Annotated in this window: 19 protein-coding genes and 1 pseudogene; 17 read left to right on the top strand and 3 right to left on the bottom strand. The window is 53.5% G+C overall.

What is annotated here, in order from left to right; translation table 11 throughout:
• Positions 1 to 84: 84 nt before the first annotated feature.
• Positions 85 to 1,338 carry a selenium metabolism membrane protein YedE/FdhT gene (gene yedE / locus QMN38_RS06390; RefSeq protein ID WP_323604746.1) on the top strand — a complete coding sequence of 418 codons (1,254 nt, stop codon included), beginning with the start codon at positions 85 to 87 and terminating at the stop codon, positions 1,336 to 1,338.
• On the top strand, positions 1,335 to 1,568 hold the full coding sequence (gene yedF / locus QMN38_RS06385) for a sulfurtransferase-like selenium metabolism protein YedF (RefSeq protein WP_000790504.1): 234 nt from the start codon (positions 1,335 to 1,337) through the stop codon (positions 1,566 to 1,568). The genes yedE and yedF overlap by 4 nt, the downstream gene beginning before the upstream one ends.
• Positions 1,569 to 1,622: 54 nt before the next feature.
• Here the strand turns inward: yedF and fliE are convergent, their stop codons facing one another.
• Positions 1,623 to 1,937: a flagellar hook-basal body complex protein FliE gene (gene fliE / locus QMN38_RS06380; RefSeq protein ID WP_271442390.1), complete on the bottom strand. Its 315-nt coding sequence runs from the start codon at positions 1,935 to 1,937 to the stop codon at positions 1,623 to 1,625.
• Between the two features lie 216 nt (positions 1,938 to 2,153).
• On the opposite strand from fliE, the gene fliF reads away from it, so the two are divergent.
• From fliF to rcsA, 14 genes and pseudogenes are all read left to right on the top strand, one after another.
• Complete coding sequence (gene fliF, locus QMN38_RS06375) at positions 2,154 to 3,824, top strand: flagellar basal-body MS-ring/collar protein FliF (RefSeq protein WP_271454258.1); 1,671 nt, start codon at positions 2,154 to 2,156, stop codon at positions 3,822 to 3,824.
• The gene (gene fliG / locus QMN38_RS06370; RefSeq protein ID WP_135322317.1) at positions 3,817 to 4,812 is read left to right on the top strand and encodes a flagellar motor switch protein FliG; all 996 of its coding nucleotides are present in this window, start codon (positions 3,817 to 3,819) and stop codon (positions 4,810 to 4,812) included. Before fliF ends, fliG begins: the two co-directional genes overlap by 8 nt.
• A complete protein-coding gene (gene fliH, locus QMN38_RS06365; RefSeq protein WP_271442392.1) occupies positions 4,805 to 5,512 on the top strand; it encodes a flagellar assembly protein FliH in 708 nt (235 codons plus the stop codon). The genes fliG and fliH overlap by 8 nt, the downstream gene beginning before the upstream one ends.
• Positions 5,512 to 6,882: a flagellar protein export ATPase FliI gene (gene fliI / locus QMN38_RS06360; RefSeq protein WP_005127755.1), complete on the top strand. Its 1,371-nt coding sequence runs from the start codon at positions 5,512 to 5,514 to the stop codon at positions 6,880 to 6,882. Before fliH ends, fliI begins: the two co-directional genes overlap by 1 nt.
• Positions 6,883 to 6,903: 21 nt before the next feature.
• Positions 6,904 to 7,347 (top strand): flagellar export protein FliJ, encoded by a 444-nt coding sequence (gene fliJ / locus QMN38_RS06355; protein WP_323604718.1) that lies wholly within the window; start codon positions 6,904 to 6,906, stop codon positions 7,345 to 7,347.
• Entirely contained in the window at positions 7,344 to 8,561 is a 1,218-nt protein-coding gene (gene fliK / locus QMN38_RS06350; RefSeq protein ID WP_323604717.1) for a flagellar hook length control protein FliK, read from the top strand. The genes fliJ and fliK overlap by 4 nt, the downstream gene beginning before the upstream one ends.
• A 104-nt stretch (positions 8,562 to 8,665) precedes the next feature.
• Entirely contained in the window at positions 8,666 to 9,133 is a 468-nt protein-coding gene (fliL, locus tag QMN38_RS06345; RefSeq protein WP_048211308.1) for a flagellar basal body-associated protein FliL, read from the top strand.
• A gap of 4 nt (positions 9,134 to 9,137) precedes the next feature.
• A complete protein-coding gene (fliM, locus tag QMN38_RS06340; protein ID WP_003030434.1) occupies positions 9,138 to 10,142 on the top strand; it encodes a flagellar motor switch protein FliM in 1,005 nt (334 codons plus the stop codon).
• The gene (gene fliN, locus QMN38_RS06335) at positions 10,139 to 10,552 is read left to right on the top strand and encodes a flagellar motor switch protein FliN (RefSeq protein ID WP_005127761.1); all 414 of its coding nucleotides are present in this window, start codon (positions 10,139 to 10,141) and stop codon (positions 10,550 to 10,552) included. The genes fliM and fliN overlap by 4 nt, the downstream gene beginning before the upstream one ends.
• A gap of 2 nt (positions 10,553 to 10,554) precedes the next feature.
• Positions 10,555 to 10,929: a flagellar biosynthetic protein FliO gene (gene fliO / locus QMN38_RS06330; protein WP_323604716.1), complete on the top strand. Its 375-nt coding sequence runs from the start codon at positions 10,555 to 10,557 to the stop codon at positions 10,927 to 10,929.
• Entirely contained in the window at positions 10,929 to 11,666 is a 738-nt protein-coding gene (gene fliP / locus QMN38_RS06325; protein ID WP_323604715.1) for a flagellar type III secretion system pore protein FliP, read from the top strand. The genes fliO and fliP overlap by 1 nt, the downstream gene beginning before the upstream one ends.
• Positions 11,667 to 11,675: 9 nt before the next feature.
• The gene (fliQ, locus tag QMN38_RS06320; protein WP_003030425.1) at positions 11,676 to 11,945 is read left to right on the top strand and encodes a flagellar biosynthesis protein FliQ; all 270 of its coding nucleotides are present in this window, start codon (positions 11,676 to 11,678) and stop codon (positions 11,943 to 11,945) included.
• A gap of 8 nt (positions 11,946 to 11,953) precedes the next feature.
• Positions 11,954 to 12,746 (top strand): annotated as a pseudogene (gene fliR / locus QMN38_RS06315) (flagellar biosynthetic protein FliR); the annotation flags it as partial.
• Between the two features lie 280 nt (positions 12,747 to 13,026).
• Positions 13,027 to 13,650: a transcriptional regulator RcsA gene (gene rcsA, locus QMN38_RS06310; protein WP_040232455.1), complete on the top strand. Its 624-nt coding sequence runs from the start codon at positions 13,027 to 13,029 to the stop codon at positions 13,648 to 13,650.
• Between the two features lie 54 nt (positions 13,651 to 13,704).
• On the opposite strand, the gene dsrB is transcribed toward rcsA, so the two are convergent.
• A complete protein-coding gene (gene dsrB, locus QMN38_RS06305; RefSeq protein ID WP_323604714.1) occupies positions 13,705 to 13,893 on the bottom strand; it encodes a protein DsrB in 189 nt (62 codons plus the stop codon).
• A gap of 162 nt (positions 13,894 to 14,055) precedes the next feature.
• On the opposite strand from dsrB, the gene yodD reads away from it, so the two are divergent.
• Positions 14,056 to 14,283 (top strand): YodD family peroxide/acid resistance protein, encoded by a 228-nt coding sequence (yodD, locus tag QMN38_RS06300; RefSeq protein ID WP_137381521.1) that lies wholly within the window; start codon positions 14,056 to 14,058, stop codon positions 14,281 to 14,283.
• Positions 14,284 to 14,489: 206 nt separating this feature from the next.
• Here the strand turns inward: yodD and QMN38_RS06295 are convergent, their stop codons facing one another.
• A complete protein-coding gene (locus tag QMN38_RS06295; protein WP_061068109.1) occupies positions 14,490 to 14,672 on the bottom strand; it encodes a YodC family protein in 183 nt (60 codons plus the stop codon).
• Between the last annotated feature and the right edge of the window lie 50 nt (positions 14,673 to 14,722).

Here is a 14,722-nt window from a genome sequence, read left to right as displayed (position 1 = left end):
GCCAGCCTTTCGGCAGCCCGGAGAAAGATTGATCCAGACGGTGTTACCTCTTATTACTCATAGTCAAAAATTCTGACAGGTGTAATATCCACGCTTCTTGTTACATACCTTCTGAGTTCAGAGGCACAACGCATGTCATGGCAACACTTCAAACAGGCCTGGTTAATTAAATTTTGGGCCCCTGCCCCTGCGGTTATCGCAGCGGGTATTCTCTCCACTTACTATTTCGGCATTACGGGAACCTTCTGGGCCGTTACCGGCGAATTTACCCGCTGGGGTGGGCAAATCCTGCAACTGTTTGGCGTGCACGCCGAAGAGTGGGGATACTATAAACTGATCCACCTCGAAGGCTCGCCCCTGACCCGTATCGACGGGATGATGATCCTCGGTATGTTCGGCGGCTGTTTCGCTGCCGCGCTGTGGGCCAACAACGTCAAATTACGTATGCCGCGCAGTCGGATCCGCATTCTGCAGGCGGTGGTCGGCGGGATGATCGCCGGTTTCGGCGCCCGTCTGGCAATGGGCTGTAACCTGGCCGCGTTTTTTACCGGCATTCCACAGTTCTCGCTGCATGCCTGGTTCTTCGCGCTGGCAACGGCAATGGGCTCATGGTTTGGCGCCCGCTTTACCCTGCTGCCAATGTTTCGTATTCCGGTCAAAATGCAGAAAGTTTCCGCCGCCTCCCCGCTGACGCAAAAACCGGAACAAGCGCGTCGTCGTTTCCGCCTCGGTATGCTGGTATTTATCGGTATGATCGGCTGGGCGCTACTGACCGCAATGGACAAGCCGAAGCTGGGTCTGGCCATGTTGTTTGGCGTTGGGTTCGGCCTGCTGATTGAACGGGCGCAAATCTGCTTTACCTCAGCCTTCCGCGATCTGTGGATTTCCGGGCGTACCCATATGGCAAAAGCCATCATCTTCGGCATGGCGGTGAGCGCCATTGGTATCTTTAGCTATGTGCAACTGGGCGTTGAGCCGAAGATTATGTGGGCCGGTCCAAATGCAGTGATCGGCGGCTTACTGTTTGGTTTCGGTATCGTGCTAGCGGGCGGGTGTGAGACCGGCTGGATGTACCGTGCGGTTGAGGGCCAGGTGCATTACTGGTGGGTGGGACTGGGTAACGTTATCGGTTCGACCATTCTGGCGTACTACTGGGATGACTTTGCCCCTGCCCTGGCTACTCGTTGGGATAAAGTGAATCTGCTCGACACCTTTGGGCCGCTCGGCGGGCTACTGGTGACTTATCTGCTGTTGTTTATCGCGTTGATGCTCATCATCGGTTGGGAAAAGCGTTTCTTCCGCCGGGCCGGGCTGACGCCAGCTAAGGAATCCGCATGAAAAATATCGTCCCTGATTATCGCCTCGACATGGTCGGTGAACCGTGTCCTTACCCGGCTGTTGCCACGCTGGAAGCCATGCCGCAGTTGAAGAAAGGTGAAATTCTGGAAGTGGTCAGCGATTGCCCGCAGTCAATCAACAATATTCCGCTGGATGCGCGTAACCATGGATATACGGTGCTGGATATTCAGCAGGATGGGCCAACTATTCGCTATCTGATTCAAAAATAAGTGTAAGCCGGATAGCGCTGCGCTTATCCGGCAAACATTCTTTGCACGTTACACCTACACCTGCATCGACATGACTTCCTGGTAGGCTGATACCAGTTTGTTACGCACCTGAATGCCCATCTGCATCGAAACCGACGCTTTCTGCATATCGGTCATCACGTCATTTAGCGCAATGCCTGGCTCACCCAGGGTAAATTTTTCAGCCTGAACGCGAGAGGCGGTTTGCACCTCGCTGATTCTGTCCAATGCCGCGTGCAGCTGTCCGGCAAAACTCACGGTCGATTGTGGCTGCACATCCTGCATTTTTGCTGACATCGCCGTGGCCTGTAGCTGGCTGATAACCCCTTCAATCCCCTGTATTGCCGACATTCTGATCCCCTGGATGATTTTTTACTTAGCAGAGATTACCAGTTCGTCAATAAGATAAAGGCGCTAAATAACGATAAAAAACCTCGGTTTTTAACGCATAGAAAAATTCGAAACCGCAAATAATGAGACCGTCAATTTTTCGAGTTTGCTGACCCGGGAGTGAGTCTTGTTCCACTTTGCAAAAAACGCCGTCCACGATAAGCCACGAGGTGCGAGATGAGTGCGACAGCATCGACTGCAACCCAACTGAAACCTCTCGAGTGGTTAAATCGCCTGCGCGCGAATCCCAAAATCCCTCTGATTGTGGCAGGTGCCGCTGCCGTCGCTATCATCGTTGCGATGGTCCTGTGGGCCAAAACACCTGACTACCGCACACTGTTCAGCAACCTATCCGATCAGGACGGTGGCGCGATTGTCACGCAGCTGACGCAGATGAACGTTCCTTATCGTTTCACTGAGGGAAGCGGTGCCATTGAAGTCCCTGCAGATAAAGTTCACGAACTGCGTTTACGTCTGGCACAGCAAGGGCTACCGAAAGGTGGCGCGGTAGGCTTTGAGTTACTGGACCAGGAAAAGTTTGGCATCAGCCAGTTTAGCGAGCAGGTCAATTACCAGCGAGCTCTGGAAGGTGAATTAGCCCGTACCATTGAAACCCTGGGGCCGGTAAAACGCGCCCGTGTCCATCTTGCGATGCCCAAGCCGTCACTGTTCGTACGTGAACAAAAGGCCCCTTCTGCCTCCGTCACGGTAAACCTGGAACCGGGTCGAGCACTGGACGAAGGTCAGATTAGCGCGGTAACGCATCTGGTCTCCAGCGCTGTCGCAGGCTTGCCGCCGGGCAACGTGACGCTGGTCGATCAGGCAGGACATCTGTTAACCCAGTCGAACACCAGCAGCCGCGACCTGAACGATGCGCAACTGAAATATGCCAGCGATGTTGAAGGTCGCGTTCAGCGCCGTATTGAATCAATCCTGTCGCCAATTGTCGGTAACGGCAACGTACATGCGCAGGTTACTGCACAGCTGGATTTCGCCAACAAAGAGCAAACCGAAGAGAAGTACAGCCCAAATGGCGACGATTCACAGGCTGTACTGCGTTCACGCCAGCTTAACGTGAGCGAGCAGATAGGAAGCGGAGCGCCTGGCGGCGTACCGGGCGCACTGTCTAACCAGCCCGCCCCGGCGAATACAGCCCCGATTAATACGCCCCCGGCAAATCAGCAGAATGCGCAAACCACGCAAACGGCGAATAACGCCAATACCGGCCCGCGCAGCACGCAGCGTAATGAAACCAGCAACTATGAAGTTGACCGTACCATTCGTCACACCAAGATGAATGTGGGTGATGTACAGCGCCTGTCGGTGGCGGTAGTGGTCAACTATAAAACGTTACCGGATGGCAAACCGCTGCCATTAACCGCTGACCAAATGAAACAAATTGAGGACCTGACCCGCGAGGCCATGGGCTTCTCTGAAAAACGCGGCGATACCCTGAATGTCGTGAACTCACCCTTCACCGCAAGTGATGACACGGGTGGAGAGCTTCCGTTCTGGCAACAGCAGTCCTTTATTGAACAGCTGATGGTAGCCGGTCGTTGGTTATTGGTTCTGCTGGTGGCCTGGATCCTGTGGCGTAAAGCGGTGCGTCCACAGTTGATGCGTCGCAGCGAAGAGGTCAAAGCCGCTCAAGAACAAACACGTATTCGCCAGGAAACGGAAGAAGCAGTTGAAGTTCGCCTCAGCAAAGACGAGCAGACCCAGCAGCGCCGTAACAACCAGCGTCTGGGTGCTGAAGTCATGAGCCAGCGTATCCGTGAAATGTCTGATAACGATCCGCGCGTCGTGGCGCTGGTCATTCGCCAGTGGATAAATAACGAACATGAGTAATCTTAGCGGCACCGATAAAAGCGTCATCTTGTTGATGACCATTGGCGAAGATCGCGCGGCGGAGGTCTTTAAGCACCTTTCCACGCGCGAAGTGCAGACCCTCAGTACGGCAATGGCTAACGTGCGTCAGATTTCCAACAAGCAGTTGACGGAGGTTCTGGCCGAATTTGAACAAGAAGCCGAGCAGTTTGCCGCACTGAACATCAACGCCAACGAATACCTGCGCTCCGTGCTGGTAAAAGCGCTGGGCGAAGAACGTGCCTCCAGCCTGCTGGAAGACATTCTGGAAACCCGCGATACCACCAGCGGCATTGAAACGCTCAACTTTATGGAGCCACAGAGCGCCGCCGATCTTATTCGCGACGAGCACCCGCAGATTATCGCTACCATTCTGGTTCACCTCAAACGGGGCCAGGCGGCCGATATTCTGGCGCTGTTCGACGAGCGTTTACGCCACGATGTCATGCTGCGTATTGCTACTTTCGGCGGCGTACAGCCTGCCGCGCTGGCAGAACTGACCGAAGTGCTGAACGGATTGCTCGACGGCCAGAACCTCAAGCGCAGCAAAATGGGCGGCGTGAGAACAGCAGCAGAAATTATCAACCTGATGAAGACGCAGCAGGAAGAAGCGGTTATTACCGCAGTGCGCGAATTCGACGGCGAGCTGGCGCAGAAAATTATCGACGAGATGTTCCTGTTCGAAAATCTGGTGGATGTCGACGATCGCAGCATCCAGCGTCTGTTGCAGGAAGTGGATTCCGAATCGCTGCTGATAGCCCTGAAAGGTGCCGAGCAACCATTGCGCGAGAAGTTCCTGCGCAACATGTCGCAGCGTGCCGCCGATATCCTGCGCGACGACCTTGCCAACCGCGGTCCGGTACGTTTGTCGCAGGTGGAAAACGAACAGAAAGCGATTCTGCTTATCGTACGTCGTCTGGCCGAAACCGGCGAGATGGTGATCGGCAGCGGCGAGGATACCTATGTCTAACGATCTGCCATGGAAAGTCTGGACGCCTGACGACCTCGCCCCGCCAATGGCGGAGTTCGTACTGGCCGATCATACCGACGATCAGCCGTCCGACGAGACAGAAGAGCCACAGCTATCTGCTGAACAGCAGCTTGAGCAGCAGCTGGCACAACTGCAGCTCCAGGCCCATGAGCAAGGATATAACGCCGGCCTGGCTGAAGGTCGGCAAAAAGGACACGAACAAGGTTATCAGGACGGACTGGCCCAGGGACTGGAACAAGGCCAGAACCAGGCTCGCGCCCAACATGCGCCGATTCATGCCCGCATGCAGCAACTGGTCAGTGAGTTTCAGAATACACTGGATGCCCTGGACAGCGTCATTGCATCGCGCCTGATGCAAATGGCACTGGAAGCGGCGCGCCAGGTTATCGGCCAGACACCCATCGTGGATAATGCTGCACTCATTAAGCAAATCCAACAGCTGTTGCAACAGGAACCGCTGTTTAGCGGTAAACCGCAGTTGCGCGTCCATCCGGACGATCTTCAACGAGTGGAAGAGATGCTGGGGGCGACCCTCAGCCTGCACGGCTGGCGACTGCGCGGCGATCCAACGCTGCATCATGGTGGCTGTAAAGTCTCTGCTGACGAAGGCGATCTGGACGCCAGTGTTGCCACCCGCTGGCAAGAGCTCTGCCGTCTGGCAGCGCCGGGAGTCGTGTAATGACCACTCGCCTGACTCGCTGGCTCAACACGCTGGACAACTTCGAAGAGAAAATGTCGCTGCTGCCTGCGGTGCGCCGTTACGGGCGTCTGACCCGCGCCACCGGGCTGGTCCTTGAAGCCACGGGCCTGCAGTTACCGTTGGGTGCCACCTGCGTTATTGAGCGTCAGGATGGCAACGAAACCCAGGAAGTCGAAAGCGAAGTGGTTGGCTTTAATGGTCAACGCCTGTTTCTGATGCCGCTCGAAGAGGTCGAAGGCGTGCTGCCAGGTGCGCGCGTTTACGCGAAAAACATCGCCGGCGAAGGGCTGCAAAGCGGGAAACAATTACCGCTGGGCCCTGCCCTGCTGGGGCGTGTTCTCGATGGCAGCGGGAAGCCGCTTGATGGGCTGCCTGCTCCCGACACCACAGAAACAGGGGCACTAATCACACCGCCGTTTAACCCCCTGCAACGAACCCCGATTGAACACGTACTGGATACTGGCGTACGGCCTATCAATGCGCTGTTAACCGTCGGTCGCGGTCAGCGAATGGGTCTTTTCGCCGGTTCCGGTGTGGGTAAAAGCGTTCTGCTCGGTATGATGGCACGCTATACCCAGGCTGACGTCATTGTTGTCGGTCTGATTGGCGAGCGTGGGCGCGAAGTTAAAGATTTTATTGAAAATATTCTTGGCGCCGAGGGACGTGCACGCTCGGTAGTGATTGCCGCCCCGGCGGACGTTTCCCCGCTGTTGCGTATGCAGGGTGCCGCCTACGCCACGCGCATCGCCGAAGATTTTCGCGACCGCGGTCAGCACGTGCTGCTGATTATGGACTCCCTCACCCGTTATGCGATGGCGCAGCGTGAAATTGCACTGGCGATCGGCGAACCTCCTGCAACGAAAGGCTATCCGCCGTCGGTGTTTGCTAAATTACCCGCACTGGTTGAACGGGCCGGCAACGGTATTCATGGCGGCGGTTCCGTGACCGCATTTTATACCGTACTGACCGAAGGCGATGACCAACAGGACCCTATTGCTGACTCCGCCCGCGCCATTCTCGACGGCCACATAGTCCTGTCCCGTCATCTGGCAGAAGCGGGTCACTATCCAGCCATTGATATTGAAGCCTCAATCAGCCGCGCAATGACCGCCTTAATCAGCGAGAAACATTATGCGCGGGTACGCAACTTTAAGCAGCTACTGTCCAGTTTCCAGCGTAACCGCGATCTGGTCAGCGTAGGCGCCTACGCCAAAGGCAGCGATCCCATGTTGGATAAAGCCATTGCCTTATGGCCACAGCTGGAAGCATTTTTACAGCAAGGCATCTTTGAACGAGCCGACTGGGAAGACTCCCTGCAGGCTTTGGATCTGATTTTCCCTGGTGTGTGATTAAGCAGGAGAGCATAGGTCATGGCACAACATGGTGCGCTGGCAACACTTAAAGACCTGGCTGAAAAAGAAGTCGATGATGCGGCAATCTTATTAGGCGAGATGCGCCGCGGATGTCAGCAGGCGGAAGAGCAGTTGAAGATGCTGATCGATTATCAGCATGAATATCGCAACAACCTTAATAGCGATATGGGTCAGGGTATTACCAGTAATCGCTGGATTAACTATCAACAATTTATTCAGACGCTGGAAAAAGCGATTGAGCAACATCGCCAACAACTCAACCAATGGACGCAGAAAGTAGACCTGGCGTTGAGCAGTTGGCGCGATAAAAAGCAGCGACTGCAGGCATGGCAGACTCTGCAGGACAGGCAAACAACAGCCGCTTTACTGGCTGAAAACCGTCTGGATCAGAAAAAAATGGATGAATTTGCTCAGCGTGCAGCTATGAGGAAACCCGAATGATTACGTTACCCCAACTGATTACCACCGACACCGACGTAGCCGCAGGTCTTCAGTCAGGCAAAGCGGTAGATTCCCCTGAGGATTTTTTAGCGTTGCTGGCAGGTGCATTAGGTGCAGGCGATGCACAGGGTAAAGGTGCCCCGCTATCGCTGGCCGATTTACAGGCGGCTGGTAGCAAACTGCAAAAAGGGTTATTGCAAAAGAATGGTGATACCGCGCAGACGGTAAAATTAGCCGATCTGCTGGCACAAAAAGAGGTCCAAACCGAGGCGTCGCTAGCCGACCTGACTGATGCACAACAGTTGCTGTCTGCGCTCACGCCCTCACTGAAGGTTAATGCCCTGACGACACTGGGCAAAACCGCACAGCAGGATGAAAAAATAGCCCATCTGAGCGATGACGATCTCGCTAACCTGAGTGCGCTGTTCGCTATGCTGCCGGGGCAACAGGTAACCACTCCGGCTGTTGATGCTACTCCAGCACCGGCGGATGCGACTCTGTCGGTACTGTTACGTGGTAATACCGCCAACACGACCGCCGATAGCGCCAGTGAATTACTGACCGGTGAAGGGAAAAAAGGTAAAGCAGATGCCGCGATGCATGCCAGTGGCGCGGATCAGACCAACAATGCGGGTTTAACCCCATTAACCGCAGCGGCAGCCACGCGTGCGGAGATTGAAAGTTCACCGTCCCCAACCAGTGTTGGCGCAACAATAGCTCCGCTGGCTGGCACACAGACACATGCGCAGCCGTTACCAACTGCCGCGGCACCGGTATTGAGCGCCCCGCTGGGAAGCCATGAATGGCAGCAATCACTGAGTCAGCACGTCACGCTGTTCACCCGTCAGGGTCAGCAAAGTGCGGAACTGCGCTTGCATCCGCAGGATCTGGGGCAAGTGCAGATTTCCCTCAAGCTCGATGACAACATGGCGCAACTGCAGATGGTCTCGCCTCATAGCCACGTTCGCGCGGCGCTGGAAGCGGCATTACCCATGCTGCGCACGCAGTTGGCTGAAAGCGGGATCCAACTGGGGCAAAGCAGTATCAGTAGCGAAAGCTTCGCGGGTCAGCAACAGTCGTCTTCACAGCAACAACAGGCTGGGCGTGCGCATGGACAAGATATTTTTGCTCCCGAAGATGATGCTGTTCTGGTCACACCTGCTGCACTGCAAGCCGTGGCTCGCGGTGATGGTGCAGTAGACATCTTCGCCTAACGCCAGAGGTAGCATGATTATCCGCGTCTTTTCCACGCTTTGTCGTGGCCAGGACACGGGATAATCAGCCTATAAGCTGTACCGAAACAGGAAGCCCGTATCTGATGACTGACTCCGCGATTAACAAAAAGAGTAAACGCGCTATTTGGATCCCTCTGCTGGTGTTAATTACGCTCGCCGCCCTCGCTACTGCGGGCTATAGCTACTGGCGCATGCAACAGCAGCCGTCCGCCAGCGTAAAAGCGGAACCGGCTCCACCACCAGCCCCAGTGTTCTTTGCACTGGATACGTTTACCGTCAATTTAGGTGATGCGGATCGCGTGCTGTATATCGGTATCACTCTGCGCATGAAGGACGAGGCGACACGCTCGCGTCTTAACGAATATCTGCCAGAAGTGCGCAGCCGTCTGCTGTTATTGTTCTCTCGCCAGAACGCCGCCACGCTCGCAACAGAAGAAGGCAAACAGCAACTGATTGCCGCTATCAAAGAGACGCTCGCGACTCCGCTCGTTGTCGGGCAGCCGAAACAGGTTGTCACCGACGTTCTTTATACAGCTTTTATTCTGCGGTAAAGACATGGGCGACAGTATTCTTTCTCAGGCTGAAATCGACGCATTGCTTAACGGCGATAGCGAAACTAAAGACGAACCCATTTCCGGTATCGCAAAAGAAAGCGATATTCGTCCTTATGATCCCAACACTCAGCGCCGCGTCGTTCGTGAGCGTTTGCAGGCGCTGGAGATCATTAACGAACGCTTTGCGCGCCAGTTCCGTATGGGGTTATTTAACCTGCTACGCCGCAGCCCGGATATTACCGTGGGCGCGATCCGTATCCAGCCATACCACGAGTTTGCGCGTAACTTACCGGTTCCGACCAACCTGAACTTAATCCACCTGAAACCGCTACGCGGGACAGGTCTGGTGGTGTTCTCACCGAGTCTGGTGTTTATCGCCGTTGATAACCTGTTCGGCGGTGATGGTCGTTTTCCGACGAAAGTCGAAGGCCGTGAATTTACGCACACTGAACAACGCGTGATCAACCGCATGCTGAAACTGGCGCTGGAAAGCTACAGCGACGCGTGGAAGGCTATCAACCCGCTGGAAGTGGAATATGTCCGTTCCGAGATGCAGGTGAAGTTTACCAATATCACCACTTCCCCGAACGACATCGTGGTGAACACCCCATTCCACGTTGAAATCGGCAACCTGACCGGTGAATTTAACATCTGTCTGCCATTCAGCATGATTGAACCGTTGCGCGAACTGCTGGTAAACCCACCGCTGGAAAACTCGCGTAATGAAGATCAAAACTGGCGCAATAATCTGGTGCGTCAGGTTCAGCATTCTGAGCTGGAACTGGTAGCAAACTTTGCTGACATTCCGTTGCGGCTGTCCCAGATTTTGAAGCTGAAACCCGGCGATGTACTGCCGATTGAAAAACCCGACCGCATTATTGCTCATGTGGACGGCGTACCTGTGCTGACCAGCCAATATGGCACCGTAAATGGTCAGTATGCGTTACGCGTAGAACATTTGATAAACCCGATTTTGAATTCGCTGAATGAGGAACAGCCCAAATGAGTGACATGAATAATCCGTCCGATGAAAACACTGGTGCATTGGACGATCTGTGGGCTGACGCGTTAAACGAGCAAAAAACAACGACCACCAAAAGTGCGGCCGATGCGGTATTCCAGCAGCTAGGTGGCGGCGACGTCAGCGGTGCGCTGCAGGATATCGACCTGATCATGGATATTCCGGTCAAGCTGACCGTTGAATTGGGCCGCACCCGCATGACCATCAAAGAACTGCTGCGCCTGACGCAGGGTTCGGTCGTCGCGCTGGACGGTCTGGCGGGCGAGCCGCTGGATATTCTGATCAACGGTTATTTGATTGCTCAGGGTGAAGTTGTGGTAGTCGCAGATAAATACGGTGTCCGTATTACCGACATTATTACCCCATCTGAACGTATGCGCCGTCTGAGCCGTTAACGATGAATACCCAGGCCACCGTCTCTCAGCCCGCTGCTGTACCCGGTTCACCGTTAGTGCAGGTCAGCGGCGCGCTGCTGGGGATTATTGTGTTGATCCTGGGAGCCGCCTGGCTGGTTAAGCGCCTGGGATTTGCCCCCAAAAGCGTCAGTACGCGTGGACTGAAAGTTTCGGCCAGTACCTCATTAGGTCCACGTGAGCGGGTGGTGATTGTTGAGGTCGAAGACGCGCGTCTGGTGCTGGGCGTTACAGCGTCGCAGATCAACGTCCTGCATACCCTCCCCCCGGCACCTGCCAGTGCAGAAGAAAAAGCGGCCTCCCCTGCGGATTTCCAGGCCATGATGAAGAGTTTGCTGAAGCGTCCTGGGAGATCCTGATGCGCCGTTTGTTATCCCTCACGCTGACGGGTCTGTGGCTTTTCAGCCCAGCCGCCCTGGCCCAACTACCGGGTCTGGTTAGCCAACCGCTACCCGGTGGCGGACAAAGCTGGACGTTGCCCGTCCAAACGCTGGTATTTATCACCTCGCTGACGTTCCTGCCGGCTATTTTGCTGATGATGACCAGCTTCACCCGCATCATCATCGTTTTTGGTCTGTTACGTAATGCGCTGGGAACACCGTCAGCACCGCCGAACCAGGTTTTACTTGGACTGGCGCTGTTTTTGACTTTCTTCATCATGTCGCCGGTGATCGACAAAATCTACGTTGATGCGTATCAACCCTTCAGCGAAGAGAAGATTTCCATGCAGGAAGCCATGGAGAAAGGCGCACAGCCGTTGCGTGAGTTTATGCTGCGCCAGACCCGCGAAGCCGATCTGGCCCTGTTCTCCCGCCTGGCAAACAGCGGCCCGTTACAGGGACCTGAAGCAGTGCCGATGCGCATTTTGCTGCCGGCTTATGTCACCAGTGAGTTGAAAACGGCATTCCAGATAGGTTTTACCATTTTTATTCCATTTCTGATAATCGATCTGGTCATCGCCAGCGTCCTGATGGCGCTCGGGATGATGATGGTGCCACCAGCTACCATTGCACTCCCATTCAAGCTGATGCTGTTTGTGCTGGTTGACGGCTGGCAGCTGCTTGTCGGCTCGCTTGCACAAAGCTTTTACAGTTAGAGGCGCGAAATGACTCCTGAATCGGTCATGATGATGGGCACTGAGGCGATGAAAGTTGCCCTTGCCCTTGCCGCACCTTTGTTGCTGGTTGCCCTCGTCACGGGTCTTATCATCAGTATCCTGCAGGCAGCAACCCAGATTAACGAAATGACGCTGTCCTTCATTCCGAAAATTGTCGCGGTCTTTATTGCCATCATCGTTGCCGGTCCGTGGATGCTTAACTTGCTGCTCGACTACGTGCGTACGCTGTTCAGCAATATCCCCTACATCATCGGGTAAACGACGCTATGTTGCAGGTGACCAGCGTTGATTGGCTCCACTGGCTGAATCTTTACTTCTGGCCCCTACTGCGCATACTGGCGCTCATTTCAACGGCGCCGATACTCAGCGAACGCGCCATCCCCAAGCGAGTAAAACTGGGGCTGGGGTTGATGATTACCATGGTTATCGCGCCGCTGCTTCCTCCCGTAAACGTGCCTATCTTTTCTGTCGGTGCGATATGGCAGGCGATGCAGCAAATCCTGATCGGCATCGCGTTAGGGTTCACCATGCAATTTGCGTTTGCCGCAGTGCGTACCGCCGGGGAAATCATCGGGCTGCAAATGGGTCTCTCCTTCGCAACTTTCTTCGACCCGGGCAGCCGCCTGAATATGCCCGTTCTGGCACGTCTGATAGATTTGCTGGCGATGCTGCTGTTCCTCACCTTTAATGGCCACTTGTGGCTTATCTCGCTGTTGGTGGATACCTTCCATACTCTGCCTATCGGTGGCCATCCGGTGAATAGCAATGCCTTTCTCGCACTGGCGCGGGCGGGCGGGCTCATCTTCCTCAATGGCCTGATGCTGGCTCTGCCGGTGATGACGCTGCTGCTCACACTCAACCTCGCACTCGGTTTGTTAAACCGTATGGCGCCACAGCTATCGATATTTGTCATTGGTTTCCCACTCACCCTGACCGTGGGTATTTCATTAATGGCTGCGCTCATGCCATTAATTGCCCCCTTCTGTGAGCGTTTATTCAGTGAGATTTTTAATTTGTTGGCTGACATCATCAGTGAAATGCCTTCAAAATAATAACCCTTATTTTTTATCCTGTTTTACTAAGGATTGTCCTAAATTCAAATACAGGCAACATCCACCAGGATAACGCTGTCGCGGTTTATTTGTTTTTGCCTCACTCACATAACGCAACATTTACTTTACTTTAAGATGTTTCCTGGCAAATTATACGCAACTTTACGGGATAGTAAATTCGCCTGAAAACAGCGAAAGCGTCATATTGGGTCGTTATTATTCCGTTTAGTTGTGATGAAATAATCAGGTAAGGGGAATTATCGTTACGCATTGAGTGAGGGTATGCCATGTCAACGATTATTATGGATTTATGCAGTTACACCCGGCTAGGGTTGACCGGATATCTGGTAAGTCGGGGGGTGAAGAAAAGGGAAATCAACGATATTTCAAGCGTTGATGAACTCAGCATCGCCTGTGTCTCACTGCAGCCGTCTGTGGTGTTTATTAATGAAGACTGCTTTATTCACGATCCGGATAACAGCCAGAGAATTAAGCAAATCATTAATCAACATCCCAGTACTTTATTTATTGTATTTATGGCAATTGCCAATGTCCATTTTGATGAGTATCTCTTAGTAAGAAAAAATTTATTAATCAGCTCTAAGTCGATTAAACCAGATTCACTGGATGAACTTCTTGGCGATATTCTGAAAAAGGAAGTGGATATTGTCATTGATGTGAACCTGCCAACACTATCATTAAGCCGTACCGAATCCAGCATGCTACGTATGTGGATGGCCGGTCAGGGAACAATACAGATATCCGATCAAATGAATATCAAGGCGAAGACAGTCTCATCCCATAAGGGGAATATAAAACGAAAGATCAAGACACATAATAAGCAAGTTATCTATCACGTTGTACGACTCACAGATAACGTCACCAATGGTATCTTTGTGAATATGCGTTAGGACGTTCTGACTGGTGGGTTCGCCACCAGTCAGAATCAGCACCTGGAACCTGGATTACTCCACTTTCTCCACAAAGATACCATCCTGATGGCCTGACTCATTAAAGAACCAGATACCGAGCGGGTAGTCTTCCAGAGAAACCAGGTACATGGTGCCTTCACTAAACTCTTCAATCGCCAGTACCAGGCCTGGCCGACGCGGCCCGCCGTCCGTTTTGACTGTAACCCGATCATTCACCTTCATCGTTTTCCTCCTGTGGCTTTGTGCCAGTGTAGAACAAATTCCTTTTCCTGGCAGCGCCCTGCGCGCGTGATTGCAGGTTTTCTCGACGGTCTATACTTAACTTGTACGCATCAGAGATTCTGATACGTGCCCCGGTATCCTTAACGGTTGAGAGGTATGAGGATGAAAACCGCGAAAGAGTACAGCGATACGGCCAAACGTGAAGTCAGCGTCGATGTGGACGCGCTATTGAAAGCTATCAACGAAATCTGCGAGAGCGAAATTCACCGCAGCCATGATGACCCCGATCGCGTCAGCGTTGATGGCCGGGATTATCATACATGGCATGAGCTGGCCGACGCGTTCGAGCTTGATATCCATGATTTTAGCGTGACGGAGATCAATCGCTGACTTTGGGCGAAAAAAATCCCGGCCCTTATCGGGTCGGGATCAAGCTTGCTTATGCAAGAAGCACTTGAAAATTCGTTACACCAGGAAATCTGATGCGAAACCAACCTTATCTGCAATTTTTTTGCCTGACAAGTAAATAATTCTCACCAAAATGATAAATATAACTAATGGTTGAGAGATCACCAGGTTACGCCAGCCAGTGATATTCAGGCATCCTGGCGTAGCGGACTGCGTTCGCCAGGAACCAGTTCATCTTCACGAAATGCCTCCCGTTTGACGCCAAAACCGTCATACCAGCGGCACTCCACCATTCCGCTGGCATACCCGGTAACGATCATGCGTGGGCCACCCTCTTTCGCGGTGACTTCCTCACTGACAGAAAAGACCATACCTGCCTCCTGTATCAAGAGAAACCTTTTCACCTTAGACGACAAAGAGA

The sequence above is a fragment of the Citrobacter sp. R-1.5.2 genome (assembly GCF_035064245.1).
In the GTDB taxonomy this organism is placed as follows: Bacteria; Pseudomonadota; Gammaproteobacteria; order Enterobacterales; family Enterobacteriaceae; genus Citrobacter.
This window is presented reverse-complemented; position numbering and strand designations above follow the sequence as displayed.

Coding starts and splice junctions, on each gene's coding strand:
- yedF (WP_000790504.1), top strand. CDS start 1,335: ATGAAAAATATCGTCCCTGATTATCGCCTCGACATGGTCGGTGAACCG.
- fliE (WP_271442390.1), bottom strand. CDS start 1,937: ATGTCGGCAATACAGGGGATTGAAGGGGTTATCAGCCAGCTACAGGCC.
- fliF (WP_271454258.1), top strand. CDS start 2,154: ATGAGTGCGACAGCATCGACTGCAACCCAACTGAAACCTCTCGAGTGG.
- fliG (WP_135322317.1), top strand. CDS start 3,817: ATGAGTAATCTTAGCGGCACCGATAAAAGCGTCATCTTGTTGATGACC.
- fliH (WP_271442392.1), top strand. CDS start 4,805: ATGTCTAACGATCTGCCATGGAAAGTCTGGACGCCTGACGACCTCGCC.
- fliI (WP_005127755.1), top strand. CDS start 5,512: ATGACCACTCGCCTGACTCGCTGGCTCAACACGCTGGACAACTTCGAA.
- fliJ (WP_323604718.1), top strand. CDS start 6,904: ATGGCACAACATGGTGCGCTGGCAACACTTAAAGACCTGGCTGAAAAA.
- fliK (WP_323604717.1), top strand. CDS start 7,344: ATGATTACGTTACCCCAACTGATTACCACCGACACCGACGTAGCCGCA.
- fliL (WP_048211308.1), top strand. CDS start 8,666: ATGACTGACTCCGCGATTAACAAAAAGAGTAAACGCGCTATTTGGATC.
- fliM (WP_003030434.1), top strand. CDS start 9,138: ATGGGCGACAGTATTCTTTCTCAGGCTGAAATCGACGCATTGCTTAAC.
- fliN (WP_005127761.1), top strand. CDS start 10,139: ATGAGTGACATGAATAATCCGTCCGATGAAAACACTGGTGCATTGGAC.
- fliO (WP_323604716.1), top strand. CDS start 10,555: ATGAATACCCAGGCCACCGTCTCTCAGCCCGCTGCTGTACCCGGTTCA.
- fliP (WP_323604715.1), top strand. CDS start 10,929: ATGCGCCGTTTGTTATCCCTCACGCTGACGGGTCTGTGGCTTTTCAGC.
- fliQ (WP_003030425.1), top strand. CDS start 11,676: ATGACTCCTGAATCGGTCATGATGATGGGCACTGAGGCGATGAAAGTT.
- rcsA (WP_040232455.1), top strand. CDS start 13,027: ATGTCAACGATTATTATGGATTTATGCAGTTACACCCGGCTAGGGTTG.
- dsrB (WP_323604714.1), bottom strand. CDS start 13,893: ATGAAGGTGAATGATCGGGTTACAGTCAAAACGGACGGCGGGCCGCGT.
- yodD (WP_137381521.1), top strand. CDS start 14,056: ATGAAAACCGCGAAAGAGTACAGCGATACGGCCAAACGTGAAGTCAGC.
- QMN38_RS06295 (WP_061068109.1), bottom strand. CDS start 14,672: ATGGTCTTTTCTGTCAGTGAGGAAGTCACCGCGAAAGAGGGTGGCCCA.